The sequence below is a fragment of the Allosaccharopolyspora coralli genome, from assembly GCF_009664835.1.
GTDB classification, from domain to species: Bacteria; Actinomycetota; Actinomycetes; order Mycobacteriales; family Pseudonocardiaceae; genus Allosaccharopolyspora; species Allosaccharopolyspora coralli.
Genome location: NZ_CP045929.1, coordinates 1,349,202 through 1,369,483, shown reverse-complemented (window position 1 = coordinate 1,369,483; position 20,282 = coordinate 1,349,202). Strand labels below are relative to the sequence as shown.

At 67.7% G+C, this 20,282-nt stretch carries 18 protein-coding genes and 1 pseudogene; 4 read left to right on the top strand and 15 right to left on the bottom strand.

Features of this window, described 5'->3' with window-relative positions:
- Nucleotides 1–12: 12 nt before the first annotated feature.
- From GIY23_RS06525 to rsfS, 6 genes are all read right to left on the bottom strand, one after another.
- Nucleotides 13–2,391: a ComEC/Rec2 family competence protein gene (locus tag GIY23_RS06525; protein ID WP_154075834.1), complete on the bottom strand. Its 2,379-nt coding sequence runs from the start codon at nucleotides 2,389–2,391 to the stop codon at nucleotides 13–15.
- On the bottom strand, nucleotides 2,388–2,975 hold the full coding sequence (locus GIY23_RS06520; RefSeq protein ID WP_154075833.1) for a ComEA family DNA-binding protein: 588 nt from the start codon (nucleotides 2,973–2,975) through the stop codon (nucleotides 2,388–2,390). The genes GIY23_RS06525 and GIY23_RS06520 overlap by 4 nt, the downstream gene beginning before the upstream one ends.
- A 301-nt stretch (nucleotides 2,976–3,276) precedes the next feature.
- Nucleotides 3,277–4,113 (bottom strand): 23S ribosomal RNA methyltransferase Erm, encoded by an 837-nt coding sequence (gene erm / locus GIY23_RS06515; protein ID WP_407646866.1) that lies wholly within the window; start codon nucleotides 4,111–4,113, stop codon nucleotides 3,277–3,279.
- Nucleotides 4,114–4,334: 221 nt separating this feature from the next.
- A complete protein-coding gene (locus GIY23_RS06510; protein ID WP_154075831.1) occupies nucleotides 4,335–5,195 on the bottom strand; it encodes a DegV family protein in 861 nt (286 codons plus the stop codon).
- Between the two features lie 51 nt (nucleotides 5,196–5,246).
- A complete protein-coding gene (locus GIY23_RS06505; RefSeq protein WP_154075830.1) occupies nucleotides 5,247–5,861 on the bottom strand; it encodes a histidine phosphatase family protein in 615 nt (204 codons plus the stop codon).
- Nucleotides 5,858–6,256 carry a ribosome silencing factor gene (gene rsfS, locus GIY23_RS06500; RefSeq protein ID WP_154075829.1) on the bottom strand — a complete coding sequence of 133 codons (399 nt, stop codon included), beginning with the start codon at nucleotides 6,254–6,256 and terminating at the stop codon, nucleotides 5,858–5,860. Before rsfS ends, GIY23_RS06505 begins: the two co-directional genes overlap by 4 nt.
- Nucleotides 6,257–6,455: 199 nt before the next feature.
- On the opposite strand from rsfS, the gene GIY23_RS06495 reads away from it, so the two are divergent.
- Complete coding sequence (locus GIY23_RS06495; RefSeq protein WP_154075828.1) at nucleotides 6,456–6,833, top strand: nuclear transport factor 2 family protein; 378 nt, start codon at nucleotides 6,456–6,458, stop codon at nucleotides 6,831–6,833.
- Nucleotides 6,834–6,946: 113 nt separating this feature from the next.
- A complete protein-coding gene (locus tag GIY23_RS06490) occupies nucleotides 6,947–7,501 on the top strand; it encodes a sugar O-acetyltransferase (RefSeq protein ID WP_154075827.1) in 555 nt (184 codons plus the stop codon).
- 715 nt (nucleotides 7,502–8,216) lie between these two features.
- Here the strand turns inward: GIY23_RS06490 and GIY23_RS06485 are convergent.
- From GIY23_RS06485 to GIY23_RS06465, 5 genes are all read right to left on the bottom strand, one after another.
- Nucleotides 8,217–8,861, bottom strand: coding sequence for a hypothetical protein (locus GIY23_RS06485; protein WP_222850250.1), 645 nt, complete (start codon nucleotides 8,859–8,861; stop codon nucleotides 8,217–8,219).
- 10 nt (nucleotides 8,862–8,871) lie between these two features.
- Nucleotides 8,872–9,333, bottom strand: coding sequence for a hypothetical protein (locus tag GIY23_RS06480; protein ID WP_154075826.1), 462 nt, complete (start codon nucleotides 9,331–9,333; stop codon nucleotides 8,872–8,874).
- Nucleotides 9,334–9,534: 201 nt separating this feature from the next.
- Nucleotides 9,535–10,659, bottom strand: coding sequence for a hypothetical protein (locus tag GIY23_RS06475; RefSeq protein WP_154075825.1), 1,125 nt, complete (start codon nucleotides 10,657–10,659; stop codon nucleotides 9,535–9,537).
- A gap of 14 nt (nucleotides 10,660–10,673) precedes the next feature.
- Nucleotides 10,674–10,982 carry a hypothetical protein gene (locus GIY23_RS06470; RefSeq protein ID WP_154075824.1) on the bottom strand — a complete coding sequence of 103 codons (309 nt, stop codon included), beginning with the start codon at nucleotides 10,980–10,982 and terminating at the stop codon, nucleotides 10,674–10,676.
- 3 nt (nucleotides 10,983–10,985) lie between these two features.
- Nucleotides 10,986–11,633: an SAV_915 family protein gene (locus GIY23_RS06465; protein ID WP_154075823.1), complete on the bottom strand. Its 648-nt coding sequence runs from the start codon at nucleotides 11,631–11,633 to the stop codon at nucleotides 10,986–10,988.
- A 184-nt stretch (nucleotides 11,634–11,817) separates the two neighbouring features.
- Between GIY23_RS06465 and GIY23_RS06460 the strand changes: the two genes are divergently transcribed.
- Nucleotides 11,818–12,639 carry an SAM-dependent methyltransferase gene (locus tag GIY23_RS06460; protein WP_154075822.1) on the top strand — a complete coding sequence of 274 codons (822 nt, stop codon included), beginning with the start codon at nucleotides 11,818–11,820 and terminating at the stop codon, nucleotides 12,637–12,639.
- Between the two features lie 1,282 nt (nucleotides 12,640–13,921).
- Here the strand turns inward: GIY23_RS06460 and nadD are convergent.
- The 4 genes and pseudogenes from nadD to GIY23_RS06440 form a co-directional block, all read right to left on the bottom strand.
- Complete coding sequence (nadD, locus tag GIY23_RS06455; protein WP_154075821.1) at nucleotides 13,922–14,542, bottom strand: nicotinate-nucleotide adenylyltransferase; 621 nt, start codon at nucleotides 14,540–14,542, stop codon at nucleotides 13,922–13,924.
- 309 nt (nucleotides 14,543–14,851) lie between these two features.
- The gene (locus GIY23_RS06450) at nucleotides 14,852–15,076 is read right to left on the bottom strand and encodes a ferredoxin (RefSeq protein WP_154075820.1); all 225 of its coding nucleotides are present in this window, start codon (nucleotides 15,074–15,076) and stop codon (nucleotides 14,852–14,854) included.
- Nucleotides 15,073–16,292, bottom strand: a pseudogene (locus GIY23_RS06445) (cytochrome P450). The gene GIY23_RS06450 and the pseudogene GIY23_RS06445 overlap by 4 nt, the downstream one beginning before the upstream one ends.
- Nucleotides 16,293–16,398: 106 nt before the next feature.
- On the bottom strand, nucleotides 16,399–17,700 hold the full coding sequence (locus tag GIY23_RS06440) for a glutamate-5-semialdehyde dehydrogenase (RefSeq protein WP_154075819.1): 1,302 nt from the start codon (nucleotides 17,698–17,700) through the stop codon (nucleotides 16,399–16,401).
- 94 nt (nucleotides 17,701–17,794) lie between these two features.
- On the opposite strand from GIY23_RS06440, the gene GIY23_RS06435 reads away from it, so the two are divergent.
- On the top strand, nucleotides 17,795–19,909 hold the full coding sequence (locus tag GIY23_RS06435; protein WP_154075818.1) for a RecQ family ATP-dependent DNA helicase: 2,115 nt from the start codon (nucleotides 17,795–17,797) through the stop codon (nucleotides 19,907–19,909).
- Nucleotides 19,910–20,282: the final 373 nt, after the last annotated feature.

The following is a 20,282-nucleotide window of genomic DNA, read 5'->3' as shown; positions in this document are numbered from 1 at the left end:
GGTGTCGTCCGGTCAGTCTTCGGCACGTATCGGATCACCTCGGCTCACGTGTCGCGGACCGGGCAGTATCGCGATGTCTCCTTCCTGGTCGGTGCGCAGCACGCGGCTTCCCGACCGGGTCAGCGCCCCGGTCACGATCGGGCTCGGGTGTCCGTAGCTGTTGTCGTCCCCGACGCTGACCAGTCCGATCCGCGCTCCCACCGCCTCGAGGAAATCCGGGGATGTGTACCGAGATCCGTGGTGCGGAACCTTGAGAACATCGGCCCGCAGGTCCACTGTGGAGGACAGAAGGCTCGACTGCGCGGGAAGTTCGACGTCTCCGGTCAGCAGTATTCGGCCGGCGGGCGTCGTGGCCATGAGCACGAGCGAGGAGTCGTTGGCTTCTTCCTCGCCAGCCGACCGAGCCGCAGCACCGACCGGACCGATCACGTCCAGCGTCAACGCGTTCCAGCGCATCCGGTGTCCGGCTGTGAGGTCGAGTACGTGTGCGCCTGTCGCGGCAACCTCGCGGTCGACCTCGGTCATCGCCCAGCGGGGTTCGCGCAGCGGCCCGACGCCGACTGCCGCCACCGCCGCGTGCTCGAAGACCCCGCTGAGCCCGCCCACGTGGTCGGCGTGCAAGTGCGTCAGCACCACCAAGGGCACCGACTTCACGCCGAGCCGGTGCAGACAATCCCTCATCGGTTCCGGGGCCGGACCGGTGTCGACGACGACGGCCTCACCGGGCGTGCCCGTTGCGAGGACCAGCCCGTCACCCTGGCCGACGTCGCAGGCGACGACGCTCCACTCCGCGGGCGGCCAGCCCGGTGCTATGGTGCGCACCGGTAGCATCACGACCACGGCCACCAGGACCAGCGCCACCACGGTCCACCGGAACCGGGGCCACCGCAGCATCACTGCCGCCACGAACACGAGACCGGCCAACGCGAGCCCGCCCCCGACGCCGGACGGCCACTCCCACGACGCTCCCGGAACGCTCGCCGCAGTACTCGCGACCCCGAGTAACCACTGCAGCTCGGGCATGGCGAGCACGATCAGGAACTGAGCGCCTCCTTCCCACACAGGTGCGACGACAGTCGCCATCACGCCGAAAACGGTCGCCGGTGCGACGACGGGGCCGACCAGCAGGTTGGCGATGATCGCGACGGCGCTGACCTCACCGGAGATCGCCGCGACGATCGGAGCGGTCACGAGGTGCGCGGCCGTCGGCACCGCCAACGCCTCGGCAAGCCCGATCGGCACGCCGCGCCGGTGCAACGCCGCCGCCCACTGTGGCGCCAGGACGACAAGTCCTGCCGTGGCCGCAACGGACAGGGCGAACCCAGCGGAAGTGGCCAGTTCCGGCTCCCACAACAGAAGGCCGATCACGGCCGCCGACAGCGCGGGCAGTGCTGCGCGCGGGCGCCCGGCAGCGAGCGCGTACAGCGCGATCGCCCCCATAGCGGCCGCCCGCTGCACGCTCGGTTCCGGCCCGGCGAGAACCACGAACCCGGCCAACGCGACACCGGCGCCGAACGCCGCGAGCACCGGGCCCGCCCCAATTCCCCGCAGCAGCAGGAGAACAGCTCCACTCACGATGGCGAGGTTCGCTCCGGAGACGGCCGTGAGGTGAGCCAGTCCGGCGGTCCGGAACTCCTCGACCACGCGCGCCGGGATCAGTGACGTGTCGCCGACGACCAGTCCGGGCAGAAGTCCCGCTGCGCGCTCACCGAGTACCGCGACCGATGCTTGCCGCAGTCCCGCACGGAGGTTCTCGGCCGCACGGGGCACCGCCGTCGGTTCGCCGAGTTCGCGTGGCGCGCCGGACGCCCGCAGCACTGCCACCACGGTGTCGCCACTTCGCGACGGGAGGACCTTCGCGGTCGTCGTCGCACGGTTCCCGATGATCAACTCGCCCCAATGCTCGGTCGGAACGAGTAGCAGTACCTCGCCGCCGAGCCGGACATCTCGTGCACCGCTACTCAGCGACAGCAGATCCGCTCGCACCAGCGCCGTCTGTCCGGGCCGTCTGCCGCCGTACGAGGGGCCGGACAGCTGTCTCGGCCGGTCGGACAACTCCACGTGAACCGTCGCGGCCCCACCGCGCTGGGCGACCTCGTGCAACGGGTGTTGTTCGACGTAGTGGGCGCGAATCCCCAATCCGGCGGCTGCGACCGCCACGAGGGCGAACACGGTGGTTCCGATGATCCTCCACCGCTTCGGTCCTGTCACCGCGACGATCGCCGCTGCCAGTGCCGCTACCGAAGCGACCACCGCGAGCGGTCCGGAACCACTGTGGACTCCCACCACCGTGGTCGCCCACACCGCGACGGCGGCAGGAGCGAGCCTGAGGTCGAGAATCCGTTCGCGGCCGGGCCCGCTGACCCACGACGCCGTGGACACCGGTGTCATACCCGGACCAGATCACGTAATCGGCCGAACCTCGCCTCCCCGATCCCGTCGACTTCCCGTAACTGCTCAACGGAGGTGAACGGGCCGTTCTCGTCACGCCACTGCACGATCCGCTCGGCCGTCACCTCTCCGACTCCAGGCAACTCTTCCAACTCGCCGGTGCCGGCGGTGTTGAGGTCGATGACGTCCTCGTCCTCGCTCGCATCGCTGCCCTGGCTCGTCGGTGGTTCCGCCGCGCCGGGCGGTACTGGCACCGCGACGTAGATCTGCTCACCGTCCGCCACTTTCCGAGCGAGGTTCAAGGCAGAGACATCGGTCCCTGCCTTCGCCCCACCGGCCGCTTCCAGCACGTCGGCGACCCGCTCGCCGGGTCGGACCGTGACGAGCCCGGGCTCGTTGACCTTGCCGACCACACTGACGACGAGATCCGGTGGTGGGGCGGCGGCGACAGGCGACGGGCTCGGTGGAGGCGGTGGTGGAGGAACGGCACGAGGCTGTTCACGCCACACCCCGAAGGCCACGAACCCCACGATCAGCAGTGCCGCGAGCACCAGACCCACCGCACCGGTACGGCCAACGTCCATTCTGGACTCCCGGAGTGACGACGGCACCCACCGTTCGGCCCAGCGCGCCATGCGTCCTGATGTCGGCGCTGCCGTGGATTCCGACCGTGTCGGTGGGTCCTTCATCAACGCACGAAGACGCTCGTACGGCGAATCACCCTCCGCCACCCGCGGGTCCGGCGACGCACCTCGAGAACGTGAATTCGCCGTCACAGTGGGAAATTCGGTCGTCGGAGACATGACGTCGACGCTAGCCACGTCCGATCTCGCGACGCAGCACCGATTTCGTCATCTGTGGACAACTCGCGATGCTGTGGACAGTTCAGCGCGAACGTCCACGCTTTCGGGGTGAATTCACGTGCGAATCCGGATGCTGTTCGAACCGAAGGTGACGAACCGATAACGCATCTTCGGTCGCGAGTGCCCACAGAGACGCCCAGTGCTCGGCGGTGAGGTCTTTCGGGAGCATCGTCGACCGCAGCCCACGAGCTCCCATCCATGCCCGCATCGACGGTCGTGACACCCACCCGGTTCTCGTCACGACCTCGGAGACACCCCTACCCCGACCGGTGAACACGTCCCGGACGAACCGTTGGTAGCCCACCCGGTCCACGACCAGCGGCGTCTTCCTGCGCGTGACCGTGAGCAGGCCGCCGTCGACCGACGGGACCGGCCGAAACGCTTCGGCAGGCACGCGGGTGACCACCGCGAACTCGTACCAGGGCCACCAGCTCGCGGTCATCAGGCTCGCCCCGCCCACTCCCGCTCGCCGACGGGCGACTTCCCACTGCACGAGCAGCACCGCGTCGGTCCAGTGCTCCTGGGCCAACACGCGGCGCAACACTGAGGTGGTCAGGTGGAACGGCAGGTTCGCCACGAGCACGTGCGGGTGTCGAGGTGGGCGGTACCGCAGCATGTCCTGCTGCACGATCGCGACGTGCTCAGGGACGGTACGCCGGAGGCGTCGCACGCGGCGCGGATCGATCTCGACCGCGGTGACCGAGCGTCCGCCCCTGCTCAACGGTAGCGTGACCGCGCCGTCGCCGGCACCGAGTTCGACGACAGGACCGGCCGTGCGCGCCACGAGATCAACGATCGTGCCGATCACGCGGGAGGAAACGAGGAAGTTCTGGCCGAGTTCTTCTCGACCGCCCGGCATCGAGGCAGGCATGGGTGAGCTCCGCGACATTCGAAGGGAGCCGGGCGGCATGCATCGCCGCACCGGCACAGGACCCGACACGGCGAAGCTGAAGCTGTCCGAAAGAAGTCAGCCCGCCGTCAGACGCGGCGCAGCCTCACGGCAACGAAGAAACAAGCACCCATGCGCGACACACTAGCGCCCCCGCGACGGTCGCCCCACCGATTATTCGCCACGGCGACTCACGCGTCCGGTCGCCAACCACCGGAAAGCAGGACGACACCGACCGCCCCCGGCCCGATGTGGGCGCCGATGACCGCTCCGACCTCGGAGATCACACAGTCCCGGCAGTCCGGCAACCGGCGCCGGATCTGCTCCCCGAGTTGCTCGGCGCGTTCCGGGGCGGCGAGGTGATGTACTGCGATCGACACCGGTTCCGAGCCGACCGACCGCACCGAGATCTCCAACAGTCGCGACATCGCGCGTCCGGTCGTGCGCACCTTCTCGAGCGCTTCGATCTTGCCGTCGTGGACGTGCAGGAGCGGTTTGATGGCCAGTGCTGTCCCGAGCACGGCCGCGGCGGTGCCGATGCGCCCGCCCCGACGCAGGTAATCCAACGTCGGCACCGAGAACATCGTGGTCGTGCGTTCGGCGGTGGCCACCGCGCTCGCCTCGACCTCCGCGAGCCCGGCACCGGCGAGGGCGCGTTCGGCAGCGGCCAACACCGCGAAGCCGAGCCCCATTCCGGTGGATCGGGAATCCACGACATGGACCCGGTCCGGGTCGACATCGGACGCGGCGAGGCGTGCCGCGTCCCACGTGGCGGAGAGCTGACGGGACAGATGCACCGACACGACACCGTCCGCGCCGGAATCCAGCGCGTCCCGGTAGACCGTTGCGAGTTCCTGCGACGTCGCCCCTGACGTCGTGACGCGCCGCTTGCTCGCAAACGCGGACGTCAGGTCGTCGGGCCCGAATTCGGATTCCACGACGGTCTCGGCGCCGTCCACGCTGACGTGCAGCGGAACCGTCCGCACCGAATACCGCTCGGCGTACCCACCGGGGAGATAGGCGGTCGAGTCGGTGACCACGGCGATGCGCACGAGGACCTCACTTTCTCGGCCGGGGCAGAAGACAGTTCGACGTCGGGCCGGTCAGTTCGTGACGCCGTGGTTGTAGGTCATCAGCCGCCACGTGTGATCGTGCCGGTCCCTGCGAACGAGAACCACCCAGTGACAGTTCCCGACGCCGCCGATCGACGGCCACAGTCGCACGGGCAGGTCCAGCAGCCGCGCGGTCAGCGAGGTGATCAGTCCTCCGTGCGTGCACAACAACGCAGTGCCGTGGTGGGAGTGGTCGAGTTCGGTCACGACGGACAGTGCGCGCTCGGCGACCTCCACCCGGGACTCTCCGCCCGGCGGTGCCCACGTCGCGTCGGAGCGCCACAGGGTCATCGCGCCGGGCCACGAATGTTCGATCTCGGCGCCGCTGAGTCCTTGCCAGTCTCCGACGTTCGTTTCCCGCAGCCGCTTGTCCAACGCGGCCGGAATCCCGCTGACCTCGCCCAACGCCGATACTGTGCTCCGCGCCCGGCGCAGGTCCGAGCTCACGGCGACATCGGGTTCGAACTCGCCGACGGCTTCCGCGGCCACCAGCGCCTGCTGACGGCCGTTGTCGGTCAGGGCGCTGTCCAAGTGCCCCTGCAACCGACCAGCGAGGTTGTAGTCCGTCTCGCCGTGTCGCCACAGGACGAGGCGGTGCAAACTCACTGCCGGTCCTCGTCGGGGTCCGCACCGCGACCACCCGTGGCGTCGACGAAGTCGACGCGGGGGCAGTCCTTCCAGAGACGTTCCAGTTCGTAGAAGGAGCGCTCGTCGGCGTGTTGGATATGCACGACGACGTCGACGTAGTCGAGCAGCACCCAACGCCCCTCACGTGCCCCTTCCCTGCGCACAGGCTTGTGACCGGCGGCGCGCATCTTCTCCTCGACGTTGTCCACGATCGCCCCGACGAGCCGTTCGTTGGAGGCGGACGCGATCACGAAACAGTCGGTGATGACCAGTTGGCCGGACACGTCGAGCACGACCACGTCGGTGGCCTTCTTGTCCGCCGCGGCCTGCGCTGCGACCAGGGCAAGCGTGCGGGCCTCTTCGGTGGCTGCCACGTCTCTCCTTCCAGGTGGGCACCGTCCGACCCACGCCGCCCTAGAGGATATCCAGCGCAGCACGCACTCCAGCACCCGGCGCAGGTATGGACCTGCACACGTCGAGCAGGCAACGGCTCCTCCGGTGCGGTGCTGTTCGGACGCATGCCGGTGTGACGTTCTAGGGTTCGGAGCGAGAGCACACGACGGAAGGAGCAGCATGTCCGACGAGCTGTACTCACGCTGGCTGGACCAGCTGTGGAGCGGCGACCTCGGATCGCTCGAAGGCATCGCAGCGCGGGTGGTGACCCCGACCTTCGTCGGCAACTGGCCGAACAACCCCGGTCTCGTCCACGGACCCGACGCACTCGCGGCAGTCGTCCGTCAAGGCAGGACGATGTTCGACGACGACCTGACGTTCACCACCGAGATCGGGCCCGTCGCGCAGGGCGGCCTCATCACCGCGCGCTGGGTCGCACGAGGGCACTACCGGGGCAAGCCTACCGAGTTCCACGGCCACGACATCCTCCGCCACGACGGCGAACGGTTCACCGAGTACTGGGTCCTCAGCGAATCCCCGCCCGGCCTGGACGACTGACCCGGCCGAGGGGCCCGCAGTGACGTATCACTCGCCGCAGGCAGGCACAGGGGCGGCAACGCTGTACCAGACTGAGGAGCGGAACCGACCGGAGTCGCGCCGAAGGGAGCGCTGTGGGCGACCATAAGGACCGCATGCTCGCCGGTGAGCAGTACATCGCCGACGACCCCGAGCTGATAGCGGACCAGCAACGCGCGGCCGAACTGAGCGAACGGTTCAACACGTCCCCGGCGAGCGACCCGCGAGCGCGCCACAAGGCTCTGAATGAGCTGCTCGGAGAAGTCGGCGAGGGTGCGGACGTGCGGCCGCCGCTGTACGTCGACTACGGCTACCGGACGAAGATCGGCCCAGGCACTTTCGTCAATTTCGGTGCCGTGCTGCTCGACGTCGCGGAGATCACCCTCGGCTCCGACGTGCAGATCGGCCCGTACGTCCAGCTGCTCACCCCGACCCACCCCGTCGATCCAGAGCCGCGCCGTGCCAAGTGGGAGTCGGCGCGACCGATCACTCTCGGCGACAACGTGTGGCTGGGCGGTGGGGTCATCGTCTGCCCGGGGGTGACCATCGGAGAGAACACCGTTGTCGGGGCCGGAGCGGTGGTCACCGGCGACCTGCCACCGAACGTCGTCGCAGTCGGCAACCCCGCCCGCGTGGTCCGCGACCTCTGAGCTTGTCGGCGATGACAGGCACTCGGTGTGAGGCCTGCGCCGCTCGTCGGTGACGCCGACAGTGGCCGCGGGTTCGGGCACTTTCAGCCGCGAATGCACTCCGCGGTTGGTTTGCGCACCGTTCACGAGCACTGAATGCATCAGGCCGTTGTAAACCAGGTCCCACAAATCCCGGTCTTCCTGGAGTTCATCCACGCGCACCTGCAGAATGCGATTTCCACTGTCCTTGAGGTCGAGGTGCATCGACATGCCCCGGTGACGAACCTTGATGTCGGCAAGCTCGTACAGAAAGTCCCACATCTTGCCGACCTTCAACCAGTCCGCTCCCACTGTAGGGTCAACCTTTCGGAAAATCCCGTACATTCCCCACGCAGCTACGGCGAGGAATACCCACATCCACCAGAACCCGAGAAAGCTGAAATCGAGCCCTTGCCGGAACCCGACTCCGATACACATCACCACGAACGCCGCAAGTCCCATGCCGATTGCGTAACGCTGGCTGTGCCGATACCACTCCAGCACCGGCCCACAACCCTCCGAAGGATCAGGCTTGCGACGTTCCCTGCGATCCCGCTCCGGATCCTGATTCTTCGGCGGCTTCACACCTTTGAAAAACCCCGGTGCCCGCGGCGGCCGCCGCTCACCCGTGTATCGATCAGGCCTCGGTGGTAACTCTTCCGACGTTACCGGCTTCTCCACCACTACAGCGACACACTCACTCAGGCGGCTCCGGAACCTTCAGTCGCGAATGCACTCCGCGGTTAGTGTTCGCGCCGTTCACAAGGACCGAATGCATCAGGCCGTTGTAGACCAGGTCCCACATATCGCGATCCTCCTGGAGTTCATCCACGCGCACCTGCAGACTACGACTTCTACTGTCCTTGAGATCGAGGTGCATCGACATACCCCGGTGACGAACCTTGATGTCGGTCAGTTCGTACAGCAAAACCCACATCTTGCCGACTTTCAACCAGTCCGCTCCCACAGCAGCCCCAACCTTTCGGAAAATCCCGTACATACCCAACCCCGCCACGGCGATGGCAGCCCAGGTCCACGGCATGCTAAGCCAGCTGTAATCGAGTCCTTGCCGCAAACCGACAAAAACACCGATCAAAATGGCACCCAGGACGCCCATTCCGATCGCATAACGTTGGCTGTGCCGGTACCACTCCAGCACGGGCCCACACCCCTCCGGCGGATCAGGTTTGCGACGTTGACTGCGGTCACGTTCGGAGTCTTGGTCTTTCTGCGGCTTGTCCCACTTGAAGAAGCCTGGCGCACGGGGCGGCCGCGGCTCACCCGTGAACCGATCAGATCGCGGCGGTAACTCTTCCGACGCCACCGGCTTCTCCACCACCACAGCGGCGCTCTCACTCAGGCGGCTCCGGCACCTTCAGCCGCGAATGCACTCCGCGATTAGTGTTCGCCCCGTTCACAAGGACCGAATGCATCAGACCATTATAGACCAGGTCCCACATATCGCGATCCTCCTGCAAATGATCGACCCGCACCTGTAGAATTCGGTTCCCGCTGTCTTTGACGTCGAGGTGCATCGACAGCCCTCGGTGGCGGACCTTGATTTCCTTGAGCTCATACAATAAGACCCACATGCGCCCGACCCGCAGCCAGTCTGAACCCACCGCTGGGTCCACTGCGCGGAAAATACTGTACATTCCCAGCGCGGCCACGAAGAGAATGACCCACATCCACCAGTACTGTAGGAAACTGTAGTCGAACCCTTGCCGGATTCCAACCCCGATTCCGATCACCACAAACGCCGCGAGGCCCATGCCGATCGCGTACCGCTGACTGTGCCGGTACCACTCCAGCACCGGCCCACACCCCTCAGGCGGCGCAGGCTTCCGACGCTCACCCCGATCCCGCTCGGAATCCTGATCCTTCGGCGGCTTTGCCCTCTTAAAGAATCCAGGCGCCCGCGGCGGTCGCGGCTCACCCGTCAGCGGATTAGGTTTTGGCGGCAACTGCGTCGGGTACGTCGGCATTTCTTCAGACATGTTCTTCTTGCCCTGCTCTTACTCGCCCGTCAGGAAGTTTTCTGCTTCGGTCGCGAGGAAATCCCCGGCCATGCTGCCGATAGCACCACCCACCACGGTGCCAACACCAGGGCAGATCGCCGAGCCGACCGCGGTGCCTACAGCACCACCCACCGCGGCTCCGCCGAGGCTGGCACCTGCATCCATCGCAGCTTCGCCTGCCGTATCGGTCCCTGTCCCGTAATCTAGAGCCTCTGAGGACACCGTCATCGCTGTACCTACGTACGGGACCCCGCGCAGCGCGGAACGCGCTCCTGTCGCGAGTTTGGAACCGCCCTTCACATGAATGCTCGCGTCCGCGGCGACGAACTCACTTACGCGACCGAGCTTGTTCGCGAGTCGACCGGTTCTTTCTCCGCGTGCCTCAGCGACGTTGGCTTTGGCTCGGGTCTGCATGGCGGCGACTTTCGCCTTGGCGGCGTCTGTGCTGTGGTCCGCTGTCTTCGCGAGCCGCTCCATTTCCTTCGCTGTGCCGCGCAAGTCGTCCGCTTTGTCGAACAGCGCCGCAGCGCCGTCGCTGGAGGCCTTGATGGCGGTCAAGCCGCCGGTCACGGCCCGCATGGCGTGGGTCTTGGCCGCGTTGAACGTCTCGTTCGGGTCATTCAGCTCAGCTTCGAGTTTGCGGTGTGCTTGCTCTTGTTTGGTCCGCGCGTCCTCGACGATCTCTCCTGCTTGCTCGAACGCCTTTCGCTTCTGTTCGTCCGCGCCGCTGGGGCCCGCCGGTTGCCCGGGAGGACCGGTAGGCGTTGGCTTCGGCGGCAGGATCTTCTCGCCGTTGATCACCAATGCCGCCTCCCGGGCGGCGCTGCGCGCATCGGCCATGCGACGTGTCACGGTGTCGATCTCGTCGGCGAAGACCGTCAGCGCCGATTTGATCGTCGTGATTCCGGTTTCCAGCTCGTCCGCGTTCTTGGCCTCACGGCCGAGCTCACCCCGCGCGGCATCACCCGCCGTGCCTCGCCAGAAGCCGTCGGAACCGCCTCGCTGCTGGTTGGCCGCATCGACGACGTGGGTAATGCCGTCGGCGATCGTCCCCAGCCACTCGGCGCTGCGCCGACACGAGCCCGGGTCGTCCAGGACCTCGGTCTCCAGTTCCCCAGCCATGTCCCACTCCCCGCTCAGTCCGGCCGGCCGCCGTACTCGTCGTAGATTTCTTTCTGCAAGCGTTCGGCATTGCGGTTGTCCACGTCGCCGTAACTCCCGTCGCTCGCGTCGATCTTGCCCGCGACTTCCTCGATCGTGGCGATCAACCCTGCGGCGGCTTGGGAAAGCTCCCCCAGCGTGTGACTCATCTTGTCGGCCGAGGTACTCACTTCCGGCATGCCGGGCGCGTTTTTCGCCGCACTGTCAAGCTCGTCCGTACTGCTTCGCAAAGCGGACGCCATCTGACGCAGCTGTTCCTGGCCGACACGGACTTCGTCGGACATGTTTCACTCCCCTCCGCTGTGCCGCAGGTGCTCCGGCAACGGCGTATCCAGACACATCGTGTGCGCCCCGCTTCGGCGCCGGATATCGCCGAGCAACCGGGCAGGCACCGGCGCCGCTGCCTGGTACGGGCCGCATCCCTCACGCACAGCCGCCTGCGAGGTGTATGCCATGACAGCCAACCGCTCGCCCGGCATCGGTTGCAGTTCGAGGCCGACCTGTTCCGGCCGCCCGCTGAACGGGCGAGAGGCGAGGTAGACGGTGGTCCAGTCCGGAGACTCAGCCTCGTTCCAGTCCGCCTCGTCTGCAGCCCAACCGCCTGCGGTTCCACGCAGCTCGGAGGGGATCGGGCCGTCCAACAACACGCCGAAACGGAACTCCGGGGACTCCAGGGCCGATCCCTCGCTGATGCAGGCGAAGTCACGGATCTTGTCGACCGGCAGCAGAATCCACGGCTGATCCGCTCCACACCCGGAGAGGAACGTATCCAGCGTGGAATACCCCAGAACGACGAGTTGTCCGGACAGCTCCCTCGTCTCCAGCATCAGCCCGCCGCTGTCCTCGTCCGGGCGACAGGCGAGGTAGAGCTGCGCAGGCAGCAAATCGGTCTCGTCCGGGTCGTACACCCGGAACTTCTCGGCGAGTTCGGCCATCACGGCCTCCAGCTCAATGTGAAACGTGCGGCGCAGACCCTAACCGACGCACCTCTCACGGATCCGCGGTTCCGCACGACCGGCACGAACTGCGCCTTATGACCGGTATGCCGTATGAGCGGGCGGGCTCGCGTGGAATGATCGAGTACCGAGGGCCAGGCCGCGCTGATCAGGAGGGACCGAGATGCAAGGACGCGATCGCCACGAGCACACCGCGTTCTCACCGGGCGCGATCACCAACGTCGACGTGACCGCAGCGAACGCCGCCCGCATGTACGACTACTACCTCGGCGGCGCCGCCAATTTCGCCATCGACCGCGACGCCGCCGATCAGGTACTCGCCCTCACCCCCGAGGTCGGCAAAGCCGCCCGCGCCAACCGCTCGTTCCTCTCCCGAGCCGGGACCTACCTCTGCGAGCAGGGCATCGATCAATTCCTCGACCTCGGCTCAGGCATCCCCACCGTGGGCAACGTCCACGAAATCGCCCACCGGCAGAACCCGCAGGCTCGGGTCGCCTACGTCGACCACGAACCGGTCGCGGTCGCACACGCCCACTCACTCCTCGAAGGCAACGTGCGGACCAGCATCACCCACGCCGACCTCCGCGACGTCAACGGAGTCCTCACTGCCCCCGGCGTCGCCGACTTGCTGGACTTCACCCGTCCCGTCGGGCTGCTCGCGGTGGGGGTCCTGCACTTCGTCGCCGATGCCGACGACCCCATCGGCATACTGGCCAGCTACCGCGCCGCCTGCCATCCGGGCAGCTACCTCGTGTGCTCCCACGGCGCCTCGGTCACCCTCACCGGAGTCGAAGCCACCACCGGCACCCGGCTGTACCGCAACACCACCACACCGATCACCCTGCGCAGCCACGACGAAGTCACCGCACTGCTGGACGGATGGCCCCTGGTCGACCCCGGGCTGGTCGCCACCAACCACTGGCCGCACTGCACGGGCGAAGAACCCCCCGTCAACAGCTACAGTGCCGTCGGCCACCTCCTCTGACAACCTCCACAGGAGCTCGCGTCCGGGCGGCCACTCGATCCGCGTCGTGATCGTCAGCGACAACTCCCGGGTTGACGGGTGGCGCGGGTGATCTGGTCGCGGCGCGCTGCGTAGGCAGTGCGGCGAGCTGTGGCGGCCGCGTCGTAGAGCGTTTCGGCGGCTGCGGGACCGGTGGCCGCCGCGGCAGCCTCTTCAAGCGCGCTGGTCAGCCGAGCATAGAGTGCGGCGCGTTCGACCGGGTCAGTGGTGGTCCGGCAACGTTGCCAGGTGCGCTGCACCGGTTCGGTGACGGCGGATGGGCAAGTGGTCAGGGCACGCTCGCCAGCCTCGCACATACGCCCTCCAAGTCACTGGGAGTTGCTCTCGCTCGTTGGTTCCGCCCACACGAGGGTCATGGGCGGAACCCTGACGCCCCGACCGGTGGCCTCGTGGGGCCGACAGTGAGGACGCTGCCACTGAATGATGACCACGATGGGGGCGGAGAGAAAGTGCCCCGCGTACCGGAACGATCATCGTCGTGTACGCCAGGGTGGGTGCGATGGGACAACGGTGCTGCTGAGCAAGGCCCTGTCACCCGATAGGTGGGTTACCGATGTTCCCACTGCTTTCTACGCTGCAGAGGGGCCGTGACGTCGGAGGGGGAGTCACGACCCGTGGGCCGACCGGGTCTCTGCGGTGTCCGGTCGGGTCGGAGGTGGTGGGCACGAGGGGCCACCGCCTGCCGTGCCGGTGGCAGCGCGGACTCGGGGTGTGAGGTGGTGCGCGGGGGGAGCGTGCACCACCTCGTCCGAGCCGCTACCGGCCCCACCCTCCCGCGACCGTTCGGTGTTTTCGCGGGTCATACCCAGAGGTGGTGGTGCGCCCCGCAGTGTGGGCAGGCCCAGCGCGTCGTGGCCGGTCGTGCTCCCGCACGCAGGTGGTCGCTATGCCCGCAGACCGCGCACGTCACCCGCGAGTCAGTGGCGGCGAGTCCCGGCACAGCAAGATCAGCGAAGGGAAGATCCGAGGTCGCAGTGACCGGGGCACGGTCGTCCTGCTTGTGGGTACTCATGACGGCTCCCCCAAAATCGCCGGGCTCAGGCGGTGCCCGGGTGGACTCTTGACAGTACGCCGCCTACACGGTTTTTCGCCGGTCACAGGCACTTTAGGAATCCGGTCTCGCTGTCTTCACGGGTCTCCAGCGAGACGTTGCCGCTACGGATGATGAGCCTGCTTGCGCGTCAGCATGACGCTGTCTCAGCGAGAAGGACCGCGTGCGTTGTACCGACGTCCTACCGGATGATCATGGTCCCCACTCGGGCGTGGTGAGCCCGTCGGGCCGGTAGAGGCCGCGTTTGGTGATGTACTGAACGATGCCGTCGGGAACGAGGTACCAGACCGGCAGGCCGCCGGCGACTCGCTCGCGGCAGCCGCTGGAGGAGATCGCCATCGCCGGGATCTCGACGAGGGTCACCGCGCCGTCCGGCAGGTGGTCGTCGTCGAGCGCGTAGCCGTGTCGGGTGACGCCGATGAAGTGGGCGAGCTGGAACAGTTCCTCGACCCGGTGCCACGACAGGATGGCGCTCATCGCGTCCGCGCCGGTGATGAAGTACAGCTCCGCGTCCGGGTAGAGGGCACGCAGGTCGTTGAGCGTGTCGATGGTGTACGTCGGTCCGCTGCGGTCGATGTCGACCCGGTTGACCGAGAACCTCGGGTTGGAGGCCGTCGCGATGACGGTCATGAGATAGCGGTCCTCGGCTGCGCTGACCTCGCTGCCGCTCTTCTGCCACGGCTGCCCGGTGGGCACGAACACGACCTGTTCGAGACCGAATTGGGCCTGCACCTCGCTGGCCGCCACGAGGTGGCCGTGATGAATCGGATCGAAGGTGCCACCCATGACCCCGATCCGGCGCCGTCCAGCCATGGTCGCCCAGCTTAAAGGGTGCACGGGTTGATCTACGTCGGCGGTTCCGTGGCGGAGCCACTCGCGACATCGACCCCGCGGCCACCGCGCACCGTCTTCTGCCGAGAATTACTCACGATCACGCACGTGGGCTCGGCCACCGCTCCCCCGGTGACCGAGCCCACGGCCCCTCGCAACCTCGTGCCGGCGACTGGGGGTCCACCGGGGTTGCGGGCGCTGCCGTTGCAGGCGCGCACCGAGTGAGATACCCGGCCGCCGCGGCTATGACGCGCTTTCGTCCGATTCGTGTCGCAGTTCACTCGGTCGGAGTCACGTGTCGGTCGGGGCTTCGATCGCCCCGGTGTCCGTGTCACGGATGGTGATGGCTTCCACCGGGCACGACTCGGCAGCGTCACGAACGTCCTCGGCAGGCTCGGCGGTGGGCCTCAGCGCGACCGACGTGGACCCTTCCAACAGGAAGAGCTCGGGAGCGGCCGCGTTGCACATGCCCGAACCGACGCACGTGTCTTGATCGACCTCGACGGACCACATCATGAGTCCCGCCCGGAATCCCAGTCGAGCGGCAGTTCCAACGGCCCGCGCACGAGTAGCCCGGTCTTCCACCGCACCTTCGGTTCCGGGACCGCGAGACGCAGTCCCGGTAACCGTTCCAGCAGAGTCCGGACCGCGACTTGCAGTTCCACGCGCGCCAGATGAGCACCGAGGCAATGATGCGGACCGTGTCCGAACGTCACGTGTGGATTGTCGTGACGGTCGAGGAGCAGCGTCTCGGACTCGGAGAACACCGACCGGTCCCGGTTGGCCGCGGGCAGGCTCACCAACACCGGATCGCCCGCGCCCACTGTGACGCCACCGATGTCGACGTCCTCAGTGGCGTATCGGGGGAACACCGAGCTCGCGCCGAGCGGAACGTGCCGCAGCAGTTCTTCGACCGCCGACGGGACGAGGTCCAGGTCCGATTGCAACTGTGCGAGCAGCTCGGGGTGTTGCAGAAGCAGGTAGACGAAGTTCGAGATCTGCGACCCGGTGGTCTCGTGCCCGGCGACGAGAATCCCGACGCAGAGCAGCATGAGTTCCTCCTCGCTCATCCGCCCCTGGTCGCTCTGGGCGAAGACCAACGCGCTGATCAGGTCGTCCTGCGGATCCTGTCGGCGTTGGGCGATGAGTTCACCCATGTAGCCGTACATCCGGACGCCGTAGTCCTCGATCTCCTGCCGCGAGAGCTTCGTCAGCGAGGTGAACGCCTCCGACCACTGTTCGAACTGGGCGCGGTCCTCGTGCGGCACACCGAGCAGCTCACAGATCACGATCACGGGCAGCGGCATCGCGAACTCGTCGACGAGATCGGCGGGCCCCCTTCCGCCGCGACGCGGGCGACCATCGCGTCCACCAGGTCGTCGGCGACCCGTTCGGTCCGTGGCCGGAGTTGCTCGACGCGGCGCGAGGTGAAGGTCTTGGCGACGAGCTTGCGCAGCCGCGTGTGGTCCGGCGGATCCATCGCGATGATGCCGAAGGACTGCTGGTGTGGATTGAGCCGCGGCTCGTCGCGCCGGGTCGACTCCTCGCGGCTGAAACGCGGGTCAGACAGCAGGAACTTCACGTCGTCGTAGCGAGTCGCCAGCCAGGCGTCGTCGCCGTAGGGCAGCCGCACTCGCGAGAGCGGTTCGTGCTCGCGGAGATGCGCGTAGAACGGGTCGAGGTGCAGACGGTTCGCGGAACTGAACGGATAGTGGCGCGGCTGCGTGGTCATGCCATTCCCCCGTCACGGACTGAGCGGCCTCGCCGGTGACGGTACGTGCTGTTGACCTTGATGTGGACGGATCGCGCCGAGGTTCCTCCGGCTGCCGCAGTCCGCCTCAGCTCCCGCCGCGAACCTGCCCGTCGCCGTGCGCCACCCACTTCGTCGAGGTCAGCTCGGTGAGGCCCATCGGCCCGCGCGCGTGCAGCTTCTGCGTGGAGATCCCGATCTCCGCGCCCATCCCGAACTCGCCACCGTCGGTGAACGCGGTGGAGGCGTTGACCATGACGGCCGCCGCGTCCACCCGGCTCGTGAACAGCCGCGCCGACCGCACGTCGGAGGTCACGATCGCCTCGGTGTGCCCGGAGCCGTGGTCGGCGATGTGCTCGAGGGCGTCCCCGAACGAGTCGACCACCCGACCGGCGATGTCCAGGGCGAGGTACTCGGTGTCCCAGTCGCCTTCGGTGGCGGCGACGACTCCGGGGCCCCCGAGCTGCTGCACCGGGCCGTCGCCGTGCACCGTCACGCCCGCCTCGGCGAGCGCGGAGACGGCCTTCGGCACGAACTCGGCGGCGACGTCACGGTGCACCAGGAACGTCTCGGCGGCGTTGCAGACGCTCGGCCGACGCGCCTTCGAGTTCACGAGCAGGCGCAGCGCCATGTCGAGGTCAGCGCTCGCGTCGACGAACACGTGGCAGTTGCCCACGCCGGTCTCGATGGCAGGCACCGTCGCCTGCTGCACGACGGCCTGGATGAGTCCGGCGCCACCGCGCGGAATCACGATGTCGACGAGGCCCCGCGCGGTGATCAGGTGCGTCACCGAGGCACGGTCGTGGCAGGGCAGCAATTGCACCGAGTCCGCGGGAAGTCCCTGCGCGGCGAGGGTCTCGCGCAGGATCGTGACCAACGCCGTGTTCGAGCGCTCCGCCGACGACGAACCCCGCAGCAGCGTCGCGTTGCCCGACTTCAAGGTGAGCCCGGCCGCGTCGACCGTCACGTTCGGTCGGCCTTCGTAGACGATGCCGACGACACCGAGCGGCACCCGGACCTGATGCAGCTGCACCCCGTTCGGCAGCACACTGCCGCGCACGACCTCCCCGGCGGGGTCGGCGAGCCCGGCGACGCTGCGCAAGCCGTCCGCGACGGACGCGACGCGCTCGGCGGTGAGGTTGAGCCTGTCGACGAGTGCTTCGGTCATCCCCGACTCGCGCGCCGCGTCGACGTCCTCCGCGTTGGCCGCGAGGATCTCCGGCGTGCGCGTGACGAGCGCGTCGGCCATGGCGTGCAGCGCAGCGTCCTTCTCTGCACGGGTGGCCAGAGCGAGGTCGCCGGCGGCGGTGCGGGCACGGCGTGCGGCTCCGTGCACCTGTTCGCGCAGAGCGTCGGGGACAGTGTCGGGAGACTGGACGGTGCTGGTCACCTCTCCAGGGTAGAACCGACCTCCACGGCTTTCCCACATGCCGATACCCAGGGGTGCCCGGCCGTGGCCGGAGGCATCCGGTAGGAATCAGGACGTGGACGAAGCCGTACTGCGAGAACAGGCCGAAGAGCACCTCCGCGCCCTCGCCGGTCCCGACGCGACGTTGCGCGAGGACCAGTGGAGCGCGATCCGAGCCCTGGTGCTGGAAAGAAGCCGTGCGCTGGTGGTTCAGCGCACCGGCTGGGGCAAATCGGCCGTGTACTTCGTGGCGACGGCCCTGCTCCGCGAGCTGGGCGAGGGGCCGACGGTGATCGTCTCGCCGCTGCTCGCCCTCATGCGCAACCAGGTCGAGGCAGCCGCTGCGGCGGACGTGCACGCGGCGACGATCAACTCGGCGAACCCGCAGGAGTGGGCGTCGATCGAGGAGCAGGTCGCGGTCGGCGAGGTCGACGTCCTGCTGGTGAGCCCGGAACGGTTGAACAACCCCGACTTTCGGGACACCGTGCTGCCCGAGCTCACCCAGTCCGCTGGGTTGCTGGTGGTCGACGAAGCGCACTGCATCTCCGACTGGGGTCACGACTTCCGCCCGGATTACCGCCGGCTGCGCACGCTGCTCGCCGAGCTGCCGGACGGCGTCCCGGTCTTGGCGACGACCGCGACCGCCAACGACCGCGTGGTCGCCGACGTCTCGGAGCAGCTGCTCACCGGGCACGAGGACGACAGCTCGACGGTGGTGCTACGGGGGACCCTGGACCGGGAGAGCCTGCGGCTCGGCGTCGTGTCGCTGCCGACCACACAAGCCCGCTTGGCGTGGCTGGCCGAGCATCTGGGCGAGCTGCCCGGCTCCGGAATCATCTACACGCTCACCGTGGCGGCGACCGACGAGGTCTCGGGTTTCCTGCGTGACCAGGGTTTCGAGGTCGCCTCGTACTCGGGGCGCACCGATCCGGCGGAGCGAGCACGGGCGGAGGACGATCTGCTCCAGAACCGGGTCAAGGCGCTGGTCGCGACCTCGGCGTTGGGTATGGGTTTCGACAAGCCGGACCTCGGATTCGTCGTGCATCTGGGTGCACCGTCCTCCCCCATCGCCTACTACCAGCAGATCGGGCGAGCGGGGCGCGGTGTCGAGCGCGCCGAGGTGCTACTCATGCCGGGCCGCGAGGACCGCGACATCTGGAGCTACTTCGCGTCGATGGCGTTCCCGCCGGAGCCGACGGTCCGCGCGGTACTGGCAGCACTGTCCGAAGGCGGCACGCTGTCCACGGCGGCGTTGGAGCCTCGGGTCGAGTTGAACCGGTCCCGGCTGGAGATGGTGCTCAAGGTCCTGGACGTGGACGGTGCGGTGCGCCGGGTCAAGGGCGGCTGGGAGGCGACCGGCGAGCAGTGGTCCTACGACGCCGAGCGCTACGGCCGTATCGCGCAGGCCCGCGAGGCCGAACAGCAGGCGATGCTCGACTATGTCGCGACCACCGGTTGCCGCATGGAGTTTCTGCGGCGGCAGTTGGACGACCCGGGCGCGCAGCCCTGCGGCCGTTGCGACAACTGCACGGGCTCGCCGCTGTCCGCGAGCGTCGACGAGCGGTCGGTGCAGGCAGCCTCCGATCGGCTGAACCGGCCCGGCGTGGAGGTCACCCCACGCAAGATGTGGCCGAGTGGCATGGCGGCGTTGGGGATCGACGTCGCCGGCAAGATTCCCGCCGACGAGCAGGCGTCGCAGGGCCGTGCGCTCGGCCGGCTGACCGATATCGGCTGGGGCAACCGGCTCCGCGACCTACTCGGCACCGCGTCACCGGATCAGGAACTGCCCGACGACGTGTTCCAGGCGTGTGTGCAGGTTCTCGCGGCCTGGGACTGGGAACAGCGACCCGTGGGTGTCGTCTCGATCGGCTCACGGACACGTCCCGAGCTGGTGCGCAGCCTCGCGTCGAAGATCGCCTCGGTCGGTCGGCTGCCGTTGCTCGGCGAGGTCGACACGGACGTGAGCGCTCCGGTGCGTCGTGCGACGAACAGTGCCCAGCGCGTCGCGTCGGTGTGGAACCAGTTCCGGGTATCGGACGAGCTGGCGAGCACGCTGTTCGGTGTGGACGGCCCGGTGCTGTTGATGGACGACCTCGCCGACACCGGATGGACAGTCACCGTCGTGAGCCGCATGCTCCGCCAGTCGGGAGCCCCTGCCGTCCTGCCCTTCACCCTCGCCACCGCCGCGTGACGCCTCCCGCGCCACGTTCCCGCTGAGGGGGCGTTGTGGATCTTGGGTGGGTGGTCCGGTACCGCCGCCCCAGTTCGCGCCTCGCCGCGTTGGGGTCCTCTTGAGTACCACACGTACGCGGCGAGAACCCCAGCCTTGCGAGGCACGAACTCCGAACGCCGGAGCCCCTCACCCTGTCGAGGCTGGGCACGTATGACCGTGCCCTACGGGCACAAAAGCCAGTTCCAAAATGCACTCTGAAGCGAACGGCACTTTCGCCTCAGCACACGAGGCGAAAGTGCCGTTCGCTCCGTGTGAATCGCCCTCTTCCCCTGAGGAAAGCGGGGCCGTACTGTGTCCACACTTCACTGATCCGCGCGAGGGCGGGAGGCAG